17 protein-coding genes are annotated in these 22,697 nt (G+C 61.1%); 6 read left to right on the top strand and 11 right to left on the bottom strand.

Annotated features, from left to right (window positions below; genetic code table 11):
- Positions 1-38: 38 nt before the first annotated feature.
- Positions 39-746 carry a transcriptional regulator PsrA gene (psrA, locus tag PMA3_RS08645; RefSeq protein WP_064676765.1) on the bottom strand — a complete coding sequence of 236 codons (708 nt, stop codon included), beginning with the start codon at positions 744-746 and terminating at the stop codon, positions 39-41.
- Positions 747-975: 229 nt separating this feature from the next.
- On the opposite strand from psrA, the gene lexA reads away from it, so the two are divergent.
- Together lexA and sulA are read left to right on the top strand one after the other, a co-directional pair.
- On the top strand, positions 976-1,584 hold the full coding sequence (lexA, locus tag PMA3_RS08640; RefSeq protein ID WP_064676764.1) for a transcriptional repressor LexA: 609 nt from the start codon (positions 976-978) through the stop codon (positions 1,582-1,584).
- 10 nt (positions 1,585-1,594) lie between these two features.
- Complete coding sequence (sulA, locus tag PMA3_RS08635; RefSeq protein ID WP_064676763.1) at positions 1,595-2,068, top strand: SOS-induced cell division inhibitor SulA; 474 nt, start codon at positions 1,595-1,597, stop codon at positions 2,066-2,068.
- 94 nt (positions 2,069-2,162) lie between these two features.
- On the opposite strand, the gene PMA3_RS08630 is transcribed toward sulA, so the two are convergent.
- From PMA3_RS08630 to PMA3_RS08600, 7 genes are all read right to left on the bottom strand, one after another.
- The gene (locus tag PMA3_RS08630; protein WP_064676762.1) at positions 2,163-2,396 is read right to left on the bottom strand and encodes a hypothetical protein; all 234 of its coding nucleotides are present in this window, start codon (positions 2,394-2,396) and stop codon (positions 2,163-2,165) included.
- 140 nt (positions 2,397-2,536) lie between these two features.
- Positions 2,537-3,061, bottom strand: coding sequence for a DUF6586 family protein (locus PMA3_RS08625; protein ID WP_064676761.1), 525 nt, complete (start codon positions 3,059-3,061; stop codon positions 2,537-2,539).
- 1,013 nt (positions 3,062-4,074) lie between these two features.
- Positions 4,075-6,708 carry a type I DNA topoisomerase gene (gene topA, locus PMA3_RS08620; protein ID WP_064676760.1) on the bottom strand — a complete coding sequence of 878 codons (2,634 nt, stop codon included), beginning with the start codon at positions 6,706-6,708 and terminating at the stop codon, positions 4,075-4,077.
- Between the two features lie 114 nt (positions 6,709-6,822).
- On the bottom strand, positions 6,823-7,059 hold the full coding sequence (locus tag PMA3_RS08615) for a DUF1653 domain-containing protein (RefSeq protein ID WP_064676759.1): 237 nt from the start codon (positions 7,057-7,059) through the stop codon (positions 6,823-6,825).
- A 97-nt stretch (positions 7,060-7,156) separates the two neighbouring features.
- Entirely contained in the window at positions 7,157-8,332 is a 1,176-nt protein-coding gene (fadA, locus tag PMA3_RS08610; RefSeq protein ID WP_064676758.1) for an acetyl-CoA C-acyltransferase FadA, read from the bottom strand.
- A gap of 30 nt (positions 8,333-8,362) precedes the next feature.
- Positions 8,363-10,510 carry a fatty acid oxidation complex subunit alpha FadB gene (gene fadB, locus PMA3_RS08605; RefSeq protein WP_064676757.1) on the bottom strand — a complete coding sequence of 716 codons (2,148 nt, stop codon included), beginning with the start codon at positions 10,508-10,510 and terminating at the stop codon, positions 8,363-8,365.
- A gap of 630 nt (positions 10,511-11,140) precedes the next feature.
- On the bottom strand, positions 11,141-11,578 hold the full coding sequence (locus PMA3_RS08600) for a hypothetical protein (RefSeq protein WP_064676756.1): 438 nt from the start codon (positions 11,576-11,578) through the stop codon (positions 11,141-11,143).
- A 205-nt stretch (positions 11,579-11,783) separates the two neighbouring features.
- Here PMA3_RS08600 and PMA3_RS08595 point away from each other — a divergent pair, with 205 nt between their 5' ends.
- Entirely contained in the window at positions 11,784-12,224 is a 441-nt protein-coding gene (locus PMA3_RS08595; protein ID WP_064676755.1) for a universal stress protein, read from the top strand.
- A gap of 283 nt (positions 12,225-12,507) precedes the next feature.
- Here the strand turns inward: PMA3_RS08595 and PMA3_RS08590 are convergent, their stop codons facing one another.
- Entirely contained in the window at positions 12,508-14,424 is a 1,917-nt protein-coding gene (locus tag PMA3_RS08590) for an ATP-binding cassette domain-containing protein (protein WP_064676754.1), read from the bottom strand.
- Positions 14,425-14,637: 213 nt separating this feature from the next.
- On the opposite strand from PMA3_RS08590, the gene PMA3_RS08585 reads away from it, so the two are divergent.
- Positions 14,638-16,566 (top strand): transglycosylase SLT domain-containing protein, encoded by a 1,929-nt coding sequence (locus PMA3_RS08585; protein ID WP_064676753.1) that lies wholly within the window; start codon positions 14,638-14,640, stop codon positions 16,564-16,566.
- A 384-nt stretch (positions 16,567-16,950) separates the two neighbouring features.
- On the opposite strand, the gene PMA3_RS08580 is transcribed toward PMA3_RS08585, so the two are convergent.
- Positions 16,951-18,729: an ABC transporter transmembrane domain-containing protein gene (locus PMA3_RS08580; RefSeq protein ID WP_064676752.1), complete on the bottom strand. Its 1,779-nt coding sequence runs from the start codon at positions 18,727-18,729 to the stop codon at positions 16,951-16,953.
- A gap of 263 nt (positions 18,730-18,992) precedes the next feature.
- Between PMA3_RS08580 and PMA3_RS08575 the strand changes: the two genes are divergently transcribed.
- Positions 18,993-19,172 carry a PA1571 family protein gene (locus tag PMA3_RS08575; RefSeq protein WP_064676751.1) on the top strand — a complete coding sequence of 60 codons (180 nt, stop codon included), beginning with the start codon at positions 18,993-18,995 and terminating at the stop codon, positions 19,170-19,172.
- 177 nt (positions 19,173-19,349) lie between these two features.
- Here the strand turns inward: PMA3_RS08575 and pdxB are convergent, their stop codons facing one another.
- Positions 19,350-20,492, bottom strand: a complete 1,143-nt coding sequence (gene pdxB, locus PMA3_RS08570) for a 4-phosphoerythronate dehydrogenase PdxB (protein ID WP_064676750.1) — start codon at positions 20,490-20,492, stop codon at positions 19,350-19,352.
- Between the two features lie 384 nt (positions 20,493-20,876).
- Between pdxB and PMA3_RS08565 the strand changes: the two genes are divergently transcribed.
- A complete protein-coding gene (locus PMA3_RS08565; RefSeq protein WP_064676749.1) occupies positions 20,877-22,286 on the top strand; it encodes an MATE family efflux transporter in 1,410 nt (469 codons plus the stop codon).
- The last annotated feature ends 411 nt before the right edge of the window (positions 22,287-22,697 follow it).

Genomic DNA, 22,697 nt, shown 5'->3' with positions numbered 1-22,697 from the left:
CTTAGCGGATGTCCGCTGCCGCGCCCACCCGTGCGGGGTCAAACCTTGGCGGCAAAGGGTATCGATTTGCTACGCGGACGCAGCTGCGCGGTGGCCATGGCCGTGTCGGTCACGCCGGTTTCGGCCCGCATGCCGGCCGCCAGGAACGGCACCATCAGCCGCATGACTTGCTCAATGGAGGTGTTGACACCGAAGTCGGTCTCGGCGATCGCGCGCAAGGCCTTGATCCCCGACATGCTGAACGCCGCGGCACCGAGCATGAAGTGCACCCGCCAGAACAGCTCGATCGGTGGAATTCGCGGGGCGGCCTCGTTGACCAGGGTCATATAGCGGCGAAACACCTTGCCGTACATGTCTTCCAGGTAACGCCGCAAATGGCCCTGGCTCTGACTGAAGGCAAGGCCCAGCAAGCGCATGAAGATCGACAGGTCATTGCCACTGCGGGGCTGCACCACCAGGGCTTGTTCGACGAGGATTTCCAGCAGTTCTTCGAGGCTCGGCTTGTTTTCCGGCTTGGCCTGACGCCGCTCCAGCTCTTTGTCGAGGCTGATGCAGAACGGGCCGAGAAAGCGCGAGAAGACCGCCTGGATCAGCGCCTTCTTGGAACCGAAGTGATAATTCACCGCCGCCAGATTGACCCCGGCCTTGCTGGTGATCAGGCGCAACGAGGTTTCGGCGAAACCTTTTTCCGCGAACAATTGCTCGGCAGCATCGAGAATGCGTTCAACGGTTTCCGACTGGGCCATGGCTACTCCGCCTGACAAACACTTGTTTGAAACATACGTTTCAGCCCCGGCCTTGTCAAGCCTGGCGGTTCGTTTCGGGAATGGTCGGTCAGCTATTTAACCATACATCGGCGAAGCTTTAATCAGCCGGTTGATCGACCGTCTGGCGGCGGGCAAAAAAAGGGGCATTGCCAAGACCGTTCTACTGTATATAATCCCAGTCACTGTATAAAAAGACAGAGCGATCAATATGCTAAAGCTGACGCCACGCCAAGCAGAAATTCTGGCCTTCATCAAACGGTGCCTGGATGACAACGGCTACCCGCCGACCCGCGCGGAAATCGCTCAGGAACTGGGTTTCAAGTCGCCCAACGCGGCGGAAGAACACCTCAAGGCACTGGCCCGCAAGGGCGCTATCGAGATGACGCCCGGCGCTTCCCGCGGCATTCGCATTCCCGGTTTCGAAGCCAAGGCCGACGAATCCACCCTGCCGATCATCGGACGCGTGGCGGCGGGCGCGCCCATCCTCGCCCAGCAGCACATCGAAGAGTCCTGCAACATCAACCCGACCTTCTTCCATCCCCGCGCCGACTATCTGCTGCGGGTCCATGGCATGAGCATGAAGGACGTGGGCATATTCGATGGCGACCTGCTGGCCGTCCATACCACCCGTGAAGCCCGCAACGGCCAGATCGTGGTCGCGCGGATCGGCGACGAAGTGACCGTGAAGCGCTTCAAGCGCGACGGCAACAAAGTCTGGCTGCTGGCCGAAAACCCTGAATTCGCCCCAATCGAAGTGAACCTGAAAGATCAGGAACTGGTGATCGAAGGCTTGAGTGTCGGCGTCATTCGCCGCTAAAGGAGGCTTTATGCAGTTCCCACATACACCACAGCAAGCCCAGTTGCCGTTGTTCGAGGCGTTCATGATGCAGCCGTTGGCGCCGACACTGAAAGAGGTAGTCGAGTCGCCCTGGAGTGCCGAACCGGATGTCTTCAGCGAGCTGTCGCTGCGTGGTGCGGCCGGGAACTGCCTGAACCTTCTGGCACCGATCCTCAGGGAACTGAGCGAGGACCAGGACGCTCGCTGGCTGACCCTGATCGCCCCGCCCGCCAGCCTGACCCAGGCCTGGCTGCGCGATGCAGGCCTCAATCGCGAACGCATCCTGCTGCTGCAGCCCCGTGGCACCCAGAGCGCCCAGCAACTGACCTGTGAAGCCCTGCGCCTGGGCCGCAGCCATACGGTGGTCAGCTGGCTCAACCCGCTGAACTCAGCCTCACGGCAACAGTTGATCAGCGCCGCCCGGATCGGGGATGCGCAAAGTCTGAATATTCGACTGGGTTAACTGGAAAACCGGGGATGCGCTGAGCAGCGCGGGGCTTCTCCAGGGATTGAGAAGCCGATCTGTGAAAGTATCCGCAATAAATCGACGGACGGGATCAATGGAGAACCCGATTCCCCTGATCCGATTCGAATTCGCCTTCAACCAGGCGACCGGCCATCTGAACGCCGACGCTCAACATCGCCTTGGCGACTTCCACATGCTGGCCTTGCAGGAACGCCTTGGCATCCTCGGAGAAATCCAACGTAACCAGAGAACCCTCGTCCTCGGCCCTGCGCAGCTCGATACGGCCGTCTGGTAACTCGACAATTTCTAGAAAGGACGTTGGCATAAGGATGAGTTCTCCAAGAAAGGCGGGGATTATATAGGCATCTTCCCGGCTTCGCTCGGGATCTTGACCAGATGTCTTCACTCAGGGAAATTTCCCACAGCACACTTCCCTGAGCGAAACCTGGCCAGACACTCTGTTTTTCAGCACTCGTTCAAACCTTCGCGAAAGCGGATCGCCAGGCCCTTGAGGTTCTGACGCCAGCTTTCCAGCTCTTCCCGGCTCAATTCCTGAGGCGCCTCTTCTTCATCCAGGTTAACGGCCAGGATCAGAGGCTGGGTTACATCGCCTTTTGGCTTGTGCGGGGCCCGTGGCGGCTGGAACAGCGCCGCATGGGCGGCCAGCAGCTTGGCCAGCCAGGTTTCCGGGTTTTGTGCCAGCTCGACCATTTCAGCCATTTCAGGAATGGCGATGGCTTCCAGCACTTCCCGGGTCAGCAGCATCTCTGCCCGCGGCGCATTGGCCTGGGGCAAGCGATAGAAGCCGGCGATTTCATGACACAAGCCCAGCAGCGCGCCGTACAGGTGAAACAACGCCGATTCGCGCCCGGCCTGAATCAGCGCCAGCGAGTTCATCGCCCGCCCCTCTTCGGCCTTGGCCAGCGCTTCCAGCGACAGGCCGGCGAAATAAATCTTCTGGTTGGTACGGGTATAGAGTTCGTGGGCCATGACGGCAGCCTCCACAACGAAATAATTGCTTCACGCAGGTCAGACAGTGTCGTGGATCACCTGCGCCTCCCGCAAGCAAAAAACAAAAAGGCCAAGGGAGCTCCGCCCCGCCCTGTAGGAGCCAGGCTTGCCGGCGAAGAACGATAACGCGGTATTACAGTTACACCGCAGCGCCTGGTTCGCCTGTAGGAGCGAGGCTTGCCCGCGAAGAACGATAACGCGGTATTACAGTTACACCGCAGCGCCTGGTTCGCCTGTAGGAGCGAGGCTTGCCCGCGAAGAACGATAACGCGGTATTACTGTTACACCGCGGCGCCTGGTTCGCCGGCAAGCCTGGCTCCTACGGGCGAAGAACGATAACGCGGCATTACAGTTACACCGCGGCGCCTGGTTCGCCTGTAGGAGCGAGGCTTGCCCGCGAAGAACGATAACGCGGCATTACAGTTACACCGCAGCGCCTGGTTCGCCTGTAGGAGCGAGGCTTGCCCGCGAAGAACGATAACGCGGTATTACAGTTACACCGCGGCGCCTGGTTCGCCGGCAAGCCTGGCTCCTACGGGCGAAGAACGACGACGCGGTATGACAGTTACACCGCAGCGCCTGGTTCGCCTGTAGGAGCGAGGCTTGCCCGCGAAGAACGATAACGCGGTATTACTGTTACACCGCGGCGCCTGGTTCGCCGGCAAGCCTGGCTCCTACGGGCGAAGAACAAGCCTGGCTCCTACGGGCGAAGAACGATAACGCGGTATTACTGTTACACCGCGGCGCCTGGTTCGCCGGCAAGCCTGGCTCCTACGGGCGAAGAACGATAACGCGGTATTACTGTTACACCGCGGCGCCTGGTTCGCCGGCAAGCCTGGCTCCTACGGGCGAAGAACGATAACGCGGTATTACTGTTACACCGCGGCGCCTGGTTCGCCGGCAAGCCTGGCTCCTACGGGCGAAGAACGACGACGCGGTATTACAGTTACACCGCGGCGTCTGGTTCGCCGGCAAGCCTGGATCCTACGGGATCAGGCCTTGGCGGTTTTTGCCGGGCGCTTGTCTTCGACTGTCCACTTGCCGCCGTCGTAGTACGCCTTCCAGCCCGTCGGCTTACCGTCCACTTCAGTCTGCACGTACTGCTCCTTGGTCTTGCGGCTGTAACGGATCACCGCTGGCAGGCCGTCCGGGTCTTTCTTCGGTGCTTCGCACAGGAAGTGGTACTTCGGATCGATCTCGTCCTTGTGCGGCACGATCTCCATGACCAACGGCGCACGGGTCTCGCGGTTTTTCGGGAACTGGCTCGCCGCCAGGAACAGCCCGGAAGCACCGTCGCGCAGGATGTAGGTGTCGTTGACCTTTTCGCATTTCAGCTCAGGCATCTTCACCGGGTCCATCTTCGGCGGCGCCGCGTCACCGCTTTTCAGCAGTTTGCGGGTGTTCTTGCAGGTCGCGTTGGTGCAGCCGAAGAATTTGCCGAAACGGCCGGTCTTGAGCTGCATCTCGCTGCCGCACTTGTCGCATTCCAGGCTCGGACCTTCATAGCCCTTGATGCGATAACTGCCCTCTTCGATTTCGTAGCCGTCGCAATCCGGGTTGTTGCCGCAGATGTGCAACTTGCGCTTCTCATCCAGCAGGTAAGCGTCCATCGCCGTGCTGCAGATCGGGCAACGGTGCTTGCCACGCAGCACCAGCGACTCCGACTCACCCTCGTCGTCCGCGGCGATTTCATCGCCCGGCACCAGGTTGACGGTGGCCTTGCAGCGTTCTTTCGGCGGCAGACTGTAGCCCGAGCAACCGAGGAACACGCCAGTCGACGCGGTACGAATCTGCATCGGACGACCGCATACCACGCACGGAATATCCGTCATCACCGGCTGGTTGGCACGCATGCCGCCTTCGGCGCTTTCGGCTACTTCGAGCTTCTTCTTGAAGTCGCCGTAGAACTCGTCGAGCACGTTTTTCCAGTCGCGTTCGCCCTGGGCCACGTCATCGAGGTTCTCTTCCATGCCGGCGGTGAAGCCGTAGTCCATGAGATTGGAGAAGCTCTCGGCCAGGCGCTCGGTGACGATGTCGCCCATCTTTTCCGAATAGAAACGACGGTTGTGCAGCGCCACGTAGCCGCGGTCCTGGATGGTCGAAATGATCGCCGCGTAGGTCGAAGGACGACCGATGCCACGTTTTTCCATTTCCTTGACCAGGCTCGCTTCCGAGTAACGCGCCGGCGGCTTGGTGAAGTGCTGGGTCGGATCAAGCTTGATCAGCTTCATCGCGTCGCCCTGGGCCATGTCCGGCAGCACGTCGTCATCGCCAGGCTTGGCGATCTGCGGCATCACGCGGGTGTAGCCGTCGAACTTGAGGATGCGGCCCTTGGCGCGCAGCTCGAAGTCGCCGGCACCGACGGTGACCGTGGTCGACAGGTATTGCGCCGGCAGCATCTGGCAAGCGAGGAACTGGCGCCAGATCAGCTCGTAGAGCCGCTCAGCGTCACGCTCCATGCCCGTCAGCTTGCTTGGCTCGGTATTGGCATCGGAGGGACGAATCGCTTCGTGAGCCTCTTGTGCGCCTTCCTTGCTGCTGTAGACGTTCGGGTTTTCCGGCAGGTACTTCTTGCCGAACTCCCCTTCAATATAAGTGCGCGCCATCGTCACGGCATCGGCCGAGAGGTTGGTGGAGTCGGTACGCATGTACGTGATGTAGCCCGCTTCGTACAAACGCTGGGCCATCATCATGGTCTTCTTCACCCCGAAGCCCAGGCGGTTGCTCGCGGCCTGTTGCAGGGTGGAGGTGATGAACGGCGCCGACGGCTTGCTGCTGGTCGGCTTGTCTTCGCGCTTGACGATGCTGTAGCTGGAAGCCTTGAGCTTCTCCAGCGCGGCCATGGCCTGGGCTTCGTTGAGCGGCTTGAAGGCCTCGCCTTTCTCGCGGGCCACGTCGAAGCGCACGGTGGCGCCCTTGGCGGTGCCGAGATCTGCGTGGACTTCCCAGTACTCTTCCGGGTTGAACGCACGGATTTCGCGCTCACGCTCAACGACCAGTTTTACCGCCACCGATTGCACGCGACCGGCGGACAGGCCACGGGCGACCTTGGCCCACAGCAGCGGCGACACCATGTAACCGACCACGCGGTCAAGGAAACGACGCGCCTGCTGGGCGTTGACACGGTCGATGTCCAGCTCGCCCGGCTTGGAGAAGGCTTCCTGAATCGCCTTCTTGGTAATTTCGTTGAACACCACGCGCTTGTAGCGGGTGTCGTCACCCCCGATGGCTTCGCGCAGGTGCCAGGCAATGGCTTCCCCCTCGCGATCCAAGTCGGTTGCGAGATAGATGGTGTCAGCATCCTTGGCGAGCCGGCGCAGCTCTTCGATGACTTTCTCTTTGCCCGGAAGGATCTCGTACTTGGCTTTCCAGCCATGATCGGGATCGACGCCCATGCGCGAGACCAGCTGCTTGCGCGCTTTTTCTTTCGGCGTTAGCACCGGACCTTCACCCGCGGCGGCCTTGCCGCGCTTGGCGGCAGGCTCTTTGCTGGCGCTAGCCGAACCGCTGGTGGGCAGGTCTCGGATATGGCCGATACTCGACTTCACCACGTATTGGTTACCCAGATACTTGTTGATGGTCTTGGCCTTAGCCGGGGATTCCACAATGACCAGCGATTTGCCCATGGATCAGAAAATTCCTGAATTCTAGAAGTGAAAGGCGGTTGGCGCCTGACGCGGCACCGCTATATATAGTGGCTACAAGGTGAGGTCAAGCGCAGGGTCCTGCGCGCACTCAGCTTATGGCTTGGTAAAAAGGCTCTCTTCGGCGTGCACCAAAGCAAAGCGTGGCACCTGTTCGCCGTCAACTTCGACCGACTCCAGGAACATGCTCAAGGGGCGCACCCAAAAGCCGTAATCGCCATACAGGGCTTGGTAGAAGACCACTTCTTCCTCGGTTTCCGAATGCCGCGCGGTGCTGAATACGCGGTACTGCGGACCTTTGTAATGCTCGTACAGACCAGGTTGTAACGGCATGGTTTGGCCCTCGCTCAAATCTTTTCAAAAAAAAAACAAAAAAATCCGGAAAAACAAAAACCGGGGCACTTGGCCCCGGCTTCCATCAACGAAACGCTTAAACGCGTTCGAAGACGGTGGAGATGCCTTGGCCGAGACCAATGCACATGGTGGCTACCCCGAAGGTGCCGCCATTCTGCTTCATCACGTTCAACAGGGTGCCGGAGATACGTGCACCGGAGCAACCAAACGGATGACCCAGGGCAATGGCGCCGCCGTGCAGGTTAACCTTCTCGTTCATCTTGTCGAGCACTTTCAAATCTTTCAGCACCGGCAGGGCCTGTGCGGCGAACGCTTCGTTGAGCTCGAAGAAGTCGATATCGTTGATGCCAAGACCTGCGCGCTTCAGTGCTTTGTGCGTCGCCGGTACTGGACCATAGCCCATGATCGCCGGGTCCACACCCGCCACCGCCATCGAGCGGATCACCGCCAGCGGCTGGATGCCCAGGTCCTGGGCACGTTGCGCCGACATCACGATCATGCACGAAGCACCATCAGTGATCTGCGACGAAGTGCCCGCTGTCACGGTGCCACCTTTCGGGTTGAACGCTGGCTTCAAAGCCGCCAGGCTTTCCAGGGTGGTTTCCGGACGAATGGTTTCGTCGTAGTCGAACAGTTTCAGGAAACCGTTCTCGTCGTAGCCCTGCATCGGGATGATTTCGTCCTTGAACTTGCCTTCCACAGTCGCCTTTTGGGCGAGCTGGTGGGAGCGCAGCCCGAAAGCATCCTGCTGCTCGCGAGTAATACCGTGCATCTTGCCCAGCATTTCCGCGGTCAGGCCCATCATGCCCGAGGCTTTCGCCGCATGCAGCGACATGTGCGGGTTCGGATCGACACCGTGCATCATGCTCACGTGACCCATATGCTCGACGCCACCCACCACGAACACGTCACCGTTACCGGTCATGATCGCTTGCGCAGCGGTGTGCAGAGCACTCATCGACGAGCCACACAGACGGCTGACGGTCTGGCCGGCAGCGGTGTGCGGAATCTGCGTCATCAGGGATGCCATGCGGGCGATGTTCCAGCCCTGCTCCAGGGTCTGGTTCACACAGCCCCAGATCACATCTTCGACTTCGTTCGGGTCGACCTTGACGTTGCGTTCCAGCAGTTTGCTGATCAAGTGCGCCGACATGTCTTCGGCGCGGGTGTTGCGGTGCATGCCGCCCTTGGAGCGGCCCATCGGCGTACGACCGAAGTCGACAATCACGACGTCTCTAGGATTCAAGCTCATAAAATTTCACTCTCGCTCTAGTGTGGGCGCTTAACCGAAGAACCGTTGGCCGGTTTTGGCCATTTCACGCAGTTTTGCGGTCGGGTGGTACAGCGCGCCCAAATCAGCGTACTGGTCAGCCAGGGCAACGAACTCGGCCACACCGATCGAGTCGATGTAGCGCAGCGCACCGCCGCGGAATGGAGGGAAACCAATACCGTAGACCAGACCCATGTCGGCTTCGGCAGCGGTCTCGACGATGCCGTCTTCCAAGCAGCGCACGGTCTCCAGGCACAGCGGGATCATCAGCCAGTTGACGATGTCTTCGTCAGTGACTTCACGCTGTTCGAACACGATCGGCTTGAGCACGTCCGCCACCGACGGGTCGGCGACTTTCTTCTGCTTGCCGTTCTTGTCGGTCTCGTAGGCGTAGAAGCCCTTGCCGTTCTTCTGGCCCAGGCGCTTGGCTTCGTAGAGCGCGTCGACGGCCGAACGACGGTCGTCTTTCATGCGGTCCGGGAAACCTTCAGCCATCACGTCGCGACCGTGGTGGCCGGTGTCGATGCCGACCACGTCCATCAGGTACGCCGGGCCCATCGGCCAGCCGAATTTTTCCATGACCTTGTCGATGCGCACGAAGTCCACACCGGCGCTGACCAGCTTGGCGAAACCGCCGAAGTACGGGAACAGCACGCGGTTGACCAGAAAGCCCGGGCAATCGTTGACGACGATCGGGTTCTTGCCCATTTTCTTGGCGTAGGCCACGGTGGTGGCGATGGCCAGCTCGCTGGACTTCTCGCCACGGATCACTTCCACCAGCGGCATCATGTGCACCGGGTTGAAGAAGTGCATGCCGACGAAGTTTTCCGGACGCTTGAGGGCCTTGGCCAGCAAGGTGATGGAAATGGTCGAGGTGTTGGACGCGAGGATGGTGTCCTCCTTGACCTGGCCTTCCACTTCAGCCAACACGGCTTGCTTGACCTTGGGGTTCTCGACGACCGCTTCGACGACCAGGTCGACGTGACCGAAGTCACCGTAGGACAGGGTCGGACGAATGCCGTTGAGTACTTCGGCCATTTTCGCCGCGGTCATGCGACCTTTATCAACGCGGCTCACCAGCAGCTTGGCGGCTTCAGCCAGGCCTTGCTCGATGCCGTGCTCGTTGATGTCCTTCATCAGGATCGGCGTGCCTTTGGAGGCCGACTGATAAGCGATACCGCCCCCCATGATGCCGGCGCCCAACACGGCGGCCTGCTTCACGTCCTTGGCGATTTCGTCGTAGGCCTTGGCCTTTTTCTTCAGTTCCTGATCGTTCAGGAACAGACCGATCAAGCTCTGCGCGGCAGAGGTCTTGGCCAGTTTGACGAAACCGGCGGCTTCGACTTCCAGCGCCTTGTCACGACCGAAGTTCGCGGCTTTCTGGATGGTCTTGATCGCTTCGACCGGCGCCGGGTAGTTCGGGCCCGCTTGACCGGCGACGAAACCTTTGGCGGTCTCGAACGACATCATTTGTTCGATGGCGTTGAGCTTGAGTTTTTCCAGCTTCGGCTGACGCTTGGCCTTGTAATCGAATTCGCCGGAGATGGCGCCCTTGACCAGGTTCAGTGCGGCTTCCAGCAGTTTCTCCGGGGCGACCACGGCGTCGACGGCACCGACTTTCAGTGCGTCTTCGGCGCGGTTTTCCTTACCGGCGGCAATCCACTCGATGGCGTTGTCGGCACCGATGATGCGCGGCAGGCGCACAGTGCCGCCGAAGCCCGGATAGATGCCCAGCTTGACTTCCGGCAGACCGATCTTGGCGGTGTTGGCCATGACGCGGTAGTCCGCCGCCAGGCACATTTCCAGACCGCCGCCCAGGGCAATGCCGTTGATCGCGGCGACAGTCGGGACATTCAGGTCTTCGAAATCGCTGAAGATCCTGTTGGCTTCGAGGTTGCCTGCCACAAGCTCTGCATCGGGCAGCTTGAAGTTCTCGACAAATTCGGTGATGTCGGCGCCAACGATGAACACGTCCTTGCCACTGCTGACGATCACACCCTTGATCGAATTATCTGCCTTGATGGTGTCTACGGCCTGACGCAATTCATTCAGGGTTAGACGGTTGAACTTGTTGACGGACTCACCCTTGAGGTCGAATTTCAATTCGACGATGCCACTTTCAAGAGCCTTAACCGTGATGGCTTTACCTTCGTAAATCATCAACTGATCTCCACGATATGGAAGCTGAACAGTACACGTCGGACGCAGGCAAATGGCTTGGCAGGGACGGTTATCGTCAATGCTACGCCCATCCACCCGGCACACCCGCCAACGCGATAGTCGGGATTCTGTAGGAGCATTCTGTAATACAAACGCTCAATTCATACGCCCGTTTGATTTGGGTACGCCACCTTCACGGAATTTCCGACAATTGTCAATCGCCCAAAATACGGGTTGAAACGCGACTTTACGGTCATTTCCGTACCACGAAGACCTGCAACACGCGGATGCATGTGCGGCCATTCATAGGATCAATTGTTAGAAAAGTCGCCCTAAAACGCGGCAGGCTGCGTTTAACAGGCTACGCTGGCGGGGAGATGAGATATTTTTCAACGCTTTGGGTGAATACCCGCCGCAAGATCAATGTGACAAAGAATTACCGGCCTGCCTGGCCAACTTCCGCCCGATGATGATGTCGGGCTTTTTATTGCCTGCTTGCCAGGCGCATGGCGCGACTCTTCGCAGGAGCCCCTGTAGGAGCGAGGCTTGCCCGCGAAGGCGGCCTCACGCCTGGCAGCGCCCCGGAAAACGCCTTCGCCGGCAAGCCTGGCTCCTACAGGGGATCGGGGTTCAGGCCAGGGCTTTGAGGGTGGCGTCGATTTGCTGCAGCACGTCGGCTTCGCCCTTCTCGCCCCAATACAAGGTGATCATCTGCTTGTCCGCCTCGACCTTGTACACATTGCCCGGCAATTTTTCGAAATGATTGAGCAGCACAGGATCCTCACAGGCCTCCTGCCACTGATTCACCCATTCCCCCGGGGATTTTTGCCAATAGCTCCAGCACGCTGGCTGATTGCCACGCCTTGGCCTATGGTACTGCGCGCACGGGCTCGGCGGCTCCGGGCTGAGCCAGTGCGGCCAGTCCTGAGGCGCCAGCTGCATGGCCAGGCCGATGCGTCGCGCCTCCATGCGCAGGGCCATGCGCCCGCTCTGGCCACGTGACGGCCGCAACCATGCCAGCGGGCTCAGGACCACTAACAGGATTGACACCACTATCCAGACCGTCATATCTGTACTCTCTTTTTTACAGGCATCTTTTTTACAGGCATCTTTTTTACATGCACCGTTTTTACATGCACCGTTTTTAATTGCATCGTTTTTGCATCGTTTTTGAATGCATCGATTTTAAATGTGCGCGCCGGGTCACTTTGAAACCAATGCGCGTGAAACCAGCCATACTTACCACTATTGCAATCCTCAGGAGGAGCACCTCATGCCCTACAACCACATCCTGGTCGCTGTAGACCTGACCGAAGAGTGCGACCCTGTCATCCACCGCGCTCGCGAGCTGTCGGTGAGCAACGGTGCCAAGCTGTCCCTGGTGCATATCGTCGAGCCGATGGCCATGGCCTTTGGCGGCGACGTGCCGATGGACCTGTCACAACTGCAACAACAGCAGTTCGATCAGGCCCGGGACCGTCTGGACCGACTTATCATCAAGTATCCGGAACTGTCCAAGGAATACAGCCACCTGACCTACGGCCAGCCCCGACAGGAGATTCACCACCTGGCCAAGGAGCAGACCTGCGACCTGATCGTGGTGGGCAGCCATGGCCGCCACGGTCTGGCGCTGCTGCTGGGCTCCACCGCCAATGACGTACTGCACGGCGCGCCGTGCGACGTGCTCGCGGTGCGCCTGCAAAACAAAAGCTGACACACAGCCTGCCCCTGTGGGAGCGAGCTTGCTCGCGATGGTCGTCAACGATAACGCTTGAAACCTGGCAACCCGTGCGCTCTCAGGTTTTTCGCGAGCAAGCTCGCTCCTACAGGGTGGTCGTCAACGATAATGCGTGAAGCCTGGTACCCTGCGGCGTTCTCAGGGTTTTCGCGAGCAAGCTCGCTCCTACAGTGAATCGATGTCGACCTGGTGATCGGGTTGCATACGAAAAGCCCGGCGCTCATCACTGAAACGCCGGGCTTTTTTATTGCGGGATCAATCAGGCATCCAGCTCGGCCCAGCGCTCGACCATGATGTCCAGCTCAGCATTCAACTGCTCCAGCTGGGCAATCACCGCAGCGGTTTCGGCCGCTGGGCGCTGGTAAAACCCGGCATCCGCCATCTGCGCTTCAACGGCAGCGATCTGCTGCTCCATGGCTTCGATCTGCCCTGGCAAGGCTTCCAGCTCACGCTGCACCTTGTAGCTGAGCTTTTTCTTGGCCACTGGCGCTTCTACCGCAGCGACTGGCGCCGGCTCAGCCGTGACCACCGCAGAAGTCAGGTCGGCCTTGCCCGATTTGCTCTCGGTCACGCCCAACAAACGCGGCGAGCCGCCCTGGCGCAGCCAGTCCTGGTAACCACCGACGTATTCGCGAACCTTGCCTTCACCTTCGAAGACCAGGGTGCTGGTGACCACGTTGTCGAGGAATGCCCGGTCGTGGCTGACCATCAGCACGGTGCCGTTGAAGGTCAGCAAGACCTCTTCCAGCAGCTCCAGGGTTTCAACGTCGAGGTCGTTGGTCGGTTCGTCGAGCACCAGCAGGTTCGCCGGCTTGCTGAACAGTTTGGCCAGCAACAGACGGGCACGCTCACCGCCGGACAGCGCCTTGACCGGCGTGCGGGCACGCTGCGGGCTGAACAGGAAGTCGCCGAGGTAGCTCAACACGTGACGGCTCTGGCCATCGATATCGATGAAGTCGCGACCTTCGGCCACGTTGTCGATCACGGTCTTTTCCAGGTCCAGCTGATGGCGCAACTGGTCGAAGTAAGCCACGTCGATGCGCGTCCCCTCCTCCACGGTGCCGCTGGTAGGCTGCAGGCCGCTGAGCATCAGTTTCAGCAGGGTGGTCTTGCCGGTACCGTTGGCACCGAGCAGGCCGATACGGTCGCCGCGCGTCAGGACCATCGAGAAATCCTTGATCAGGAACGGGCCGCCCGGGTGAGCAAAACTCACGTTCTCGAGCACCATCACCTGCTTGCCGGACTTGTCGGCGGTATCCAGCTGAATGTTGGCTTTGCCGGTGCGCTCACGACGCTCGCTGCGCTCGACGCGCAGGGCTTTCAGGGCGCGGACGCGGCCTTCGTTACGGGTGCGGCGCGCCTTGATGCCCTGGCGGATCCAGACTTCTTCCTGGGCCAGCTTCTTGTCGAACAGCGCGTTGGCGGTTTCTTCAGCGGCCAGGGAGGCTTCCTTGTGCACCAGGAAGCTGGCGTAGTCGCCGTTCCAGTCGATCAGGCCGCCGCGATCCAGTTCGAGGATGCGGGTAGCGAGGTTCTGCAGGAAGGACCGGTCGTGCGTGATGAACAGCACGGCGCCCTGGAAATCCTTCAGCGCTTCTTCGAGCCAGGCAATGGCACCGATGTCCAGGTGGTTGGTCGGTTCGTCGAGCAGCAGCAGGTCCGGTTCGGACACCAGGGCCTGGGCCAGCAGGACGCGGCGACGCCAGCCGCCGGACAATTCGGCGAGGGTCTTGTCGGCCGGCAACTGCAGACGGCTCAAGGTGCTGTCGACCAGTTGCTGCAAACGCCAGCCGTCACGGGCTTCGAGGTCGTGCTGGACGTGCATCAGCTTGTCCAGGTCGGCGTCGGTGACGATGTTCTGGCTCAGGTGGTGATACTGCGCGAGCAGCTCGCCGACACCGTCCAGGCCTTCGGCCACCACGTCGAACACGGTCCGCTCGTCGGCTACCGGCAATTCTTGCGGCAATTCGCCGATCTTGAGACCGGGCGCGCGCCAAACGGAGCCCTCGTCAGGCTTCTGGTCGCCCTTGACGAGCTTCATCATGCTGGACTTGCCAGTGCCGTTGCGGCCGATGATGCACACCCGCTCACCACGGGCGATCTGCCAGGACACCTTGTCCAACAACGGCATAGCGCCGAAAGCAAGGGACACATCGCTGAATTTGAGCAGGGTCATGAGCTTCTCCAAAAACCGGGCGCGCATTCTACCTGACTTGAGGCTGCAGAAGGCCGGCAATTTCACCTTGGCGACACTCTGCACCACAAATGTTGCGAGTTGATGCCGACACGCCCGCAAAGCTTTCGCCCGTTGCTGGCAAAAGGCTAAGCTACAGTTAATTAAGCGCGGGCATCGCTTGCGCTTGTCATGATTTCTCTGCCCGGACGTCTCATGCGCAGTCGCCTTTTTAGTCTTTTGTCCTGTTTTCTTCTTACTGCCACCGTCGTCCACACCGCGCAGGCCGTGGATTTGTCCACCCAACGCCAGTATTACGATGAAGCCAAGCGCGCCCTGGCCAAAGGCGACAGCGGCCCGTATTTCCGCTATCGCCAGGCCCTGAGCGATTATCCGCTGGAACCGTACCTGGCGTATGACGAACTGACCGCGCGCCTGAAATACGCAAGCAATGCCGAAATCGAGCAATTCCTCGCCGAGCACGGCGACCTGCCCCAGGCCAACTGGATGAAGTTGCGCTGGTTGCGCTGGCTGTCCGAACGCGGCGACTGGGCGACCTTCGTCAAGTATTACGACCCGAAGATGAACTTCACCGAGCTGGACTGCCTGAACGCGCAATACCAGATCACCCATAACCAGAAAGCCGAAGGTTACGCCAACGCGCAAAAACTCTGGCTGACCGGCAAATCCCAACCCGAGGCTTGCGACACGCTGTTCGGCATCTGGGCCGCCGAAGGCCAGCTGACCGAGCAACGCCGCTGGGAGCGCACCAAGCTCGCGGCCCAGGCGCGCAACTATCCGCTGGCCAACAGCCTGGTCAACGGCTTGACCACCCTCGCCCCGCGCGGTCGCCTGTTGGTGGAAGTGGCGCAGAAACCTGAACTGCTCAACACGCCGTCACGCTTCATTCCGGCCGACGAGCCGATGTCCGACGTGGTCAGCCTGGGCCTGCGCCGCCTGGCGCGGCAGGATCCGGACCGGGCGATGCAGATGCTCGACGGCTACGCCAGCAGCATGCACTTCTCCCGCGATGAAAAAGTGGCGATCGCCCGGGAAATCGGCCTGTCCCTGGCCAAGCGGTTCGACCCTCGCGCGTTGGACATGATGACCAAATACGACCCGGAACTGCGCGACAACACCGTGTCGGAATGGCGCATGCGCCTGCTGTTGCGCCTGGCCCGCTGGGACGACGCCTACCAGTTGAGCCGCCGCCTGCCCCAGGACCTGGCGACGACCAACCGCTGGCGCTACTGGCAGGCGCGCAGCCTGGAACTGGCGCAGCCCCAGAGCCCGGAAGTGCAGACGCTCTACAAGGGCCTGGCCCGCGAGCGTGATTTCTATGGCTTCCTGGCCGCCGACCGCTCCCAGTCGCCCTACTCGCTGAACAACAAACCGCTGGTGCTCAGCCAGGCACTGATCAACAAGGTGCGCAACACCCCGGGCATCCGTCGGGCACTGGAATTCCACGCCCGCGGGCAAATCGTCGACGGCCGCCGCGAGTGGTATCACGTCAGCCGCCATTTCAACCGTGACGAAATGGTCGCCCAGGCCAAACTGGCCTATGACCTGAAATGGTATTTCCCGGCGATCCGCACCATCAGTCAGGCGCAATACTGGGACGACCTGAACATCCGCTTCCCGATGGCCCACCGCGAAACCCTGGTGCGTGAAGCCAAGGTCCGCGGGCTGCATTCGAGCTGGGTGTTCGCCATCACCCGCCAGGAAAGCGCCTTCATGGACGACGCCCGCTCCAGCGTCGGCGCCAGCGGCCTGATGCAGCTGATGCCCGGCACCGCCAAGGAAACCGCGCGCAAGTTCAGCATTCCACTGGCCTCGCCGCAGCAGGTGTTCAATCCGGACAAGAACATCCAGCTCGGCGCCGCGTACCTGAGCCAGGTCCACGCCCAATTCAACGGCAACCGCGTCCTCGCCTCCGCCGCCTACAACGCCGGCCCCGGCCGCGTGCGCCAGTGGCTGCGCGGCGCCGACCACCTGAGTTTCGACGTGTGGGTGGAAAGCATCCCCTTCGACGAAACCCGCCAATACGTGCAGAACGTGTTGTCGTACTCGGTGATCTACGGCCAGAAACTCAACTCGCCACAGCCCCTGGTGGATTGGCATGAGCGGTATTTTGATGATCAGTGATGCGGTACATCACCTGTAGGAGCAAGCTCGCTCCTACAGGAACTCAAACAAAAATGCCCGCTTCAATTGAAGCGGGCATTTTTTAAATCAAAATCAAAATCAAAAGCAGCCTCGCTACTTGGTCGGTTACTTGGTCGGTTACTTGGTCGGTACTGGGTCGGTACTGGGTCGGTTACTGGGTCGCTCTGAGCCGGGATCGGTGACGCTCTGCGGCGAACTTTCAATGAAGATCCCTGCTGGAGCTGGCTTGTCGGATCGCCGCACCGTAGCGAATGGGGTCTATCAGCCAACACCTCCAGTGAATGTGCCGCCGTCTTCGCCGGCAAGCCGGTCTCGCTCCCACAGGGGTTCTTTGCCGGACTTGGATTGAGTACGCGCGATTACCTATAGGTGAAGCTCGGATTCAGCCTTCCCATCACTAAACTGCAACGCCGCCAACCGCGCATACAACGCATTGCTCGCAATCAACGCCTGATGCGTGCCCACCGCCACCAGCTTCCCTTGATCCATCACCGCAATCCGGTCGGCGTTTTTCACCGTGGCCAGGCGGTGGGCGATGACCAGGGTGGTGCGGTTTTTCATCAGGCTGGGCAGGGCTTGCTGGATCAGGTGTTCGCTCTGGGCATCGAGGGCGCTGGTGGCTTCGTCGAGCAGCAGGATCGGCGCATCCACCAGCAGCGCCCGGGCGATGGCCAGGCGTTGGCGCTGGCCGCCGGACAGGCCGAGGCCGGCGTCCCCCAGGTGGGTCTGGTAACCGTTGGGCATGGCCTCGATAAAGTCATGGGCGTAGGCAATGGTTGCCGCTTCCTTGACCTGGGCCAGGGTCGCCGTCGGGTTGCCGTAGCGGATGTTCTCTTCGATGCTGCCATAGAACAGCGCCGGGTTTTGCGAGACCAGGGCGAAGCAGCGGCGCAGGTCCAGCGGGTCGAGTTGGGTCAGGGGAATGCCGTCGAGCAGGATGCGGCCTTCGGCGGGATCGTAAAAGCGCAGTAGCAAGTCATACACCGTCGACTTGCCGGCCCCGGACGGCCCCACCAGCGCCAGGGTTTCGCCGGCGTTGATGGTCAGGTTAAGGCCATCGACGGCGTAGCTTTCCGGACGCGACGGGTAGGAAAAACGCAGGTCCTGCAGCACCAGTTCGCCCTTGACCCGCTCCGGCAAGGTCACCAGGCCCGTGGTCGGCGGCTGAATGATGTTTTCCGAACGCAACAACTCGGCAATCCGCTCCGCAGCGCCAGCAGCGCGCTGCAATTCGCCGATCACTTCGCTCAAGGTACCGAATGCACTGCCGACGATCAGGCTGTAAAAGACAAAGGCAGCCAGCTCACCCTCGGTGATCCGCCCGGCAATTACATCCATGCCCCCGACCCACAACATCACCCCGACCGCGCCCAGCACCAGCACGATCACCAGGGTAATCAGCCAGGCGCGCTGAAAGATGCGTTTGCGGGCAGTGTCGAATGCCTCCTCCACGGTCACGGCAAAGCGCTGCTCGTCCTGCGCCTGATGGTTGTACGCCTGCACGGTCTTGATCTGGCCCAGGGTTTCGACAACGTAGCTGCCGATGTCGGCAATCCGGTCCTGACTCAGGCGCGACAGGCTGCGTACGCGCCGGCCGAAAATCAGGATCGGCGCGATCACCAGGGGCAAGGCAATCACCACGATGCTGGTCAGCTTGGGGTTGGTAACGAACAACAGGACGATCCCGCCGATCACCATCAGCAAATTACGCAGGAACAACGACAGCGAAGAGCCGATCACCGATTGCAACAAGGTGGTATCGGCGGTCAGGCGCGACTGGATCTCGGAGCTGCGGTTGTCTTCGTAGAACCCCGGGTGCAGGTAAATCAGGTGGTTGAACACCTGGCGGCGGATGTCCGCGACCGCGCGTTCGCCGATCCACGACACCAGGTAAAACCGCGTGAACGTGCCGATCGCCAGGCCGAGCACCAGCAGCAGGAACAGGCCGATGGACTGGTTGAGCAAGTGCGGCGACTGGGTCATGAACCCCTGGTCCACCAACAGGCGAATGCCCTGCCCCATGGACAAGGTGATGCCGGCCGTGACGACCAGGGCAATCAAGGCACCGAAGGCCGGCCAACGATACGGCGCGAGAAAACGACTGGCCAGGCGAAACGCGCGGCGTTGACGAGCAGAAAGCATCAGGATCTTCCCTGTACGCGATAGAGCCATTAATCGGGAGCCTACACCGCTCAACAGGGCGGCATTTGTGTAAATCACAATGAGTCGGTTTAATTATGACCGCAATGCCTAGCCCCTAGACGCTATTGGTCTAAAGTTCGGGTGGCGAGACCGCAGTATTTCTGGTGGACTGATATGGCTGCCCGGAGGATCGCAGGGAGTTGTCATGGCCCGGTCACCTGGCGGCTCTACAGTAAGCACACAACCTGATGAGGAGACAGGCCATGTCCTTGCAAAACAGCAGCGAAGACAAAATTCAAGTGATCCGCACACAGCCAGACCAGTCTCTGGGTTGCTCGATTATTGATGAGAAAGGGCAAGAAGTACCGATCACTGAAGACATGGTCCAGGACGCTTGCCGCGAACTGGAAAAGCGATTGGTCAAGCCTGCCGAAGAAAAGTGATATAGCCACCGTCTTCTTGACCCGGCCCTGGTGGCCGGGTTTTTTATGGGGTGCTGATCCGGCAAATGCGGTGCGTCATTCGCGGGCAAGCCTCGCTCCTACAAGATTGATGCGATGCCGAAATGGACGCATGCCCCGTAGGAGCGAGGCTTGCCCGCGAAGGTGCCGACCCGGTCCCTAAACCGCCACCGCCCCCAACGCCGCCACCATCTTGTGCAATACCGGCGAATCCCCCTCAACCCGCACCTGCAACCCATCAATCTCCCGCCGCAACGGATAATGCTTGCGCAACGTATCAAACGCCGCCCGCTGCTCGCTCACATTGCCCACCAGACTACGGCGAAAATCCGCATCGTCCCGGCGCGGGTCGTACACCGCCCGGCACACCATCGCCAACGCCCACGCCGGGTCGCTTTGCCCGTTCAAGGTCACCTGCGACAACCAGGGCGCCGGCAGCAGATCGCTCAAGCTGACCTGCTCCGGTTGCCCGAGGAACCGGCAATACGCCTGATAGATCTGCGCCGTCCCGCGCTGCTTGCCGTCCAGGCTGTACCCGGCAATGTGCGGCGTCGCCAGAACGCAGAGCTCGGCCAGCGCCACATCGACTTCAGGCTCGCCTTCCCAGACATCCAGCACCGCCTGCAGGTCTTCACGCTGCAACAGCACCTGGCGCAACGCGGTGTTATCCACCACCGGGCCACGACTGGCGTTGATCAGCCAGGCGCCGGGCTTGAGTTGATTCAAGCGGTTTTTATCAAACAGGTGCCAGGTCGACTGCGCTCCGTGCTTCTTCAACGGCGTGTGCAGGCTGATGACGTCGCACTGCTCGATGATCTGCTCGAGGCTGACGTAATCGCCCCCTTCGGCGGCTTGCCGGGGTGGATCGCAGACCAGCACCTTCCAGCCCAGTCCTTTGAGCACCTTGACCAACCGGCCCCCCACCTCGCCGGCCCCCACCACCCCGTAGGTGCGCTGCGTCAGGTCGGCGCCTTCGATCTCGGCCAGGGTCAGCAGACTGCCCAGCACGTAGTCGACCACGCCCCGGGCGTTGCAACCGGGGGCGCTGGACCAGGTGATGCCGGCCCGCTGAAAATAATCCAGGTCCAGGTGATCGGTGCCGATGGTGCAGGTGCCGACAAACCGCACCTTGCTGCCCTCGAGCAGCGCGCGATTGACGTTGGTCACCGAACGCACCAGCAGCACATCGGCCTGCTCGACGGTGGCGCGGTCGATGGAACGTCCCGGCACCCGGCGGATTTCGCCGAAACCTTCGAAAAAGGCGTCGAGCAGCGGGATATTTTCGTCGGCAACAATCAGCATGGCAGGCTCCTTTGGCGGGTTGGCAGTGTAGGCGGAGATGGCTGTGGTGGGCCAGCGGGCATTGCTCGCCGTTATACGAAAAGACCGAGCCGCCAATCCTGACTTTTGGGGTCTGATCCCCCGGTGGAAGATCCTCCTGTGGCCCCCTGTGGAATACACTCCTGTGCCCCCCCCTGTGGGAGCGAGCTTGCTCGCGATGGCGGTGTGTCAGCCGCCATCAACTCCACTGCCCCACCGCTATCGCGAGCAAGCTCGCTCCCACAGGGGATTGTCGAACCTTGCGAGTCACCATTACAAAATCCCAACACAGCGATTTTCCTGACCGATACGTCAACAGGTAGAATGCCCCGCCACGCGCATCAAACACCTCTGGACGTTCCGCCCTTGAATTCCGTAACCGACCGCCCCGCCGCTCCCGCCCTCACCCGCCCCGCCCGGGTTCGCCTGGAGCTGAAAACCCTGCTCGCCCTGGCCCTGCCAATCATGGTCGCGCAGCTGGCCACCACCGCCATGGGCTTCGTCGATGCGGTGATGGCCGGCCGGGTCGGGCCGCGGGATCTGGCGGCGGTGGCGCTGGGCAACTCGATCTGGGTCCCGGTGTTCCTGTTGATGACGGGCACCCTGCTGGCCACCACCCCGAAAGTCGCCCAGCGTTTCGGCGCCGGCACCCACAGCGAAATCGGCCCGATCGTGCGTCAGGCCCTGTGGCTGGCCCTGGTGGTTGGTTTGATTGCAACCATCATGCTATTCAGCGCCGAACCGATCCTGCACCTGATGAAGGTCGATCCCGAACTGATCGGCCCCTGCATGCAATACCTGCACGGCATCGCCAGCGGCCTGCCCGCCGTCGCCGTCTACCATGTACTGCGCTGCTTCAGTGACGGCCTGGGCCGCACGCGCCCGGCCATGGTCCTCGGCTTGTGCGGGCTGGCGCTGAACATTCCGCTGAACTACGTGTTCATCTATGGCCACTTCGGGGTGCCGGCCATGGGCGGCGTCGGTTGTGGCTGGGCCACGGCGATCGTGATGTGGGTCATGGCCCTGGGCATGGCCGGCTGGGAACGCTGGGCGCCAGCCTACCAATCGAGCAAGCTGTTCAGCCGTTTCGACTGGCCGCAATGGTCGGTTATCAAACGCCTGCTGGGCATCGGCATGCCGATCGGGATTGCGGTGTTCGCCGAATCGAGCATCTTCGCCGTGATCGCCCTGCTGATCGGCAGCCTTGGCGCAACGGTGGTCGCCGGGCACCAGATCGCGCTGAACTTCAGCTCGCTGGTGTTCATGATCCCCTACTCCCTCGGCATGGCCGTGACCGTGCGCGTCGGCCAGGCCCTCGGGCGCCAGCAACCCCGTGAAGCGCGCTTCGCCGCCGGGGTCGGCATGGGCACGGCGCTGGCGTATGCGTGCATTTCGGCGAGCATGATGCTGTTGCTGCGCGAACAGATCGCAACCATCTACACCGCCGACCCGACGGTGATCCAGGTGGCGGCGATGCTGATCGTGTATTCGGCGCTGTTCCAGTTCTCCGACGCGATCCAGGTCACCGCGGCCGGCGCGTTGCGGGGCTACCAGGACACCCGGGTAACGATGATCCTGACCCTGTTCGCCTACTGGGGCATCGGTTTGCCCGTGGGTTACATCCTGGGCCTGACCGACTGGTTCGGCCCCCCGAGCGGCCCCAGCGGGCTGTGGCAGGGCTTGATCGTCGGCCTGAGTTGCGCGGCGCTGATGCTGTCGATCCGCCTGACGCGCAGTGCCCGCAGGCAGATTCGTGTAGGGGATGCATACCGCTGAATGGTGGGAAACGCTGAACCCCCGTAGGAGCCAGGCTTGCCGGCGAAAGCGTCTTCATGGGCGGTGCAAGGCTCGAGGCCGCCTTCACCGTAGGAGCCAGGCTTGCCGGCGAAAGCGTCTTTATGGGCGGTGCAAGGCTTGAGGCCGCCTTCGCGGGCAAGCCTCGCTCCTACAGGCGAAGGCGTTTTCAGGGACGGTGCAAGGCTCGAGGCCGCCTTCACCGTAGGAGCCAGGCTTGCCGGCGAAAGCGTCTTTATGGGCGGTGCAAGGCTCGAGGCCGCCTTCGCGGGCAAGCCTCGCTCCTACAGGCGAAAGCGTCTTTATGGGCGGTGCAAGGCTCGAGGCCGCCTTCGCGGGCAAGCCTCGCTCCTACAGCCGAGGGCGTCGTCATGGGCGCAGCAAGGCTCGAGG

The organism is Pseudomonas silesiensis (genome assembly GCF_001661075.1).
Lineage (GTDB): Bacteria > Pseudomonadota > Gammaproteobacteria > Pseudomonadales > Pseudomonadaceae > Aquipseudomonas > Aquipseudomonas silesiensis.
This window is presented reverse-complemented; position numbering and strand designations above follow the sequence as displayed.

Excerpts from the sequence above, each read along its gene's own strand:
- psrA (WP_064676765.1), bottom strand. The coding sequence starts at position 746 with ATGGCCCAGTCGGAAACCGTTGAACGCATTCTCGATGCTGCCGAGCAA.
- lexA (WP_064676764.1), top strand. The coding sequence starts at position 976 with ATGCTAAAGCTGACGCCACGCCAAGCAGAAATTCTGGCCTTCATCAAA.
- sulA (WP_064676763.1), top strand. The coding sequence starts at position 1,595 with ATGCAGTTCCCACATACACCACAGCAAGCCCAGTTGCCGTTGTTCGAG.
- PMA3_RS08630 (WP_064676762.1), bottom strand. The coding sequence starts at position 2,396 with ATGCCAACGTCCTTTCTAGAAATTGTCGAGTTACCAGACGGCCGTATC.
- PMA3_RS08625 (WP_064676761.1), bottom strand. The coding sequence starts at position 3,061 with ATGGCCCACGAACTCTATACCCGTACCAACCAGAAGATTTATTTCGCC.
- topA (WP_064676760.1), bottom strand. The coding sequence starts at position 6,708 with ATGGGCAAATCGCTGGTCATTGTGGAATCCCCGGCTAAGGCCAAGACC.
- PMA3_RS08615 (WP_064676759.1), bottom strand. The coding sequence starts at position 7,059 with ATGCCGTTACAACCTGGTCTGTACGAGCATTACAAAGGTCCGCAGTAC.
- fadA (WP_064676758.1), bottom strand. The coding sequence starts at position 8,332 with ATGAGCTTGAATCCTAGAGACGTCGTGATTGTCGACTTCGGTCGTACG.
- fadB (WP_064676757.1), bottom strand. The coding sequence starts at position 10,510 with ATGATTTACGAAGGTAAAGCCATCACGGTTAAGGCTCTTGAAAGTGGC.
- PMA3_RS08600 (WP_064676756.1), bottom strand. The coding sequence starts at position 11,578 with ATGACGGTCTGGATAGTGGTGTCAATCCTGTTAGTGGTCCTGAGCCCG.
- PMA3_RS08595 (WP_064676755.1), top strand. The coding sequence starts at position 11,784 with ATGCCCTACAACCACATCCTGGTCGCTGTAGACCTGACCGAAGAGTGC.
- PMA3_RS08590 (WP_064676754.1), bottom strand. The coding sequence starts at position 14,424 with ATGACCCTGCTCAAATTCAGCGATGTGTCCCTTGCTTTCGGCGCTATG.
- PMA3_RS08585 (WP_064676753.1), top strand. The coding sequence starts at position 14,638 with ATGCGCAGTCGCCTTTTTAGTCTTTTGTCCTGTTTTCTTCTTACTGCC.
- PMA3_RS08580 (WP_064676752.1), bottom strand. The coding sequence starts at position 18,729 with ATGCTTTCTGCTCGTCAACGCCGCGCGTTTCGCCTGGCCAGTCGTTTT.
- PMA3_RS08575 (WP_064676751.1), top strand. The coding sequence starts at position 18,993 with ATGTCCTTGCAAAACAGCAGCGAAGACAAAATTCAAGTGATCCGCACA.
- pdxB (WP_064676750.1), bottom strand. The coding sequence starts at position 20,492 with ATGCTGATTGTTGCCGACGAAAATATCCCGCTGCTCGACGCCTTTTTC.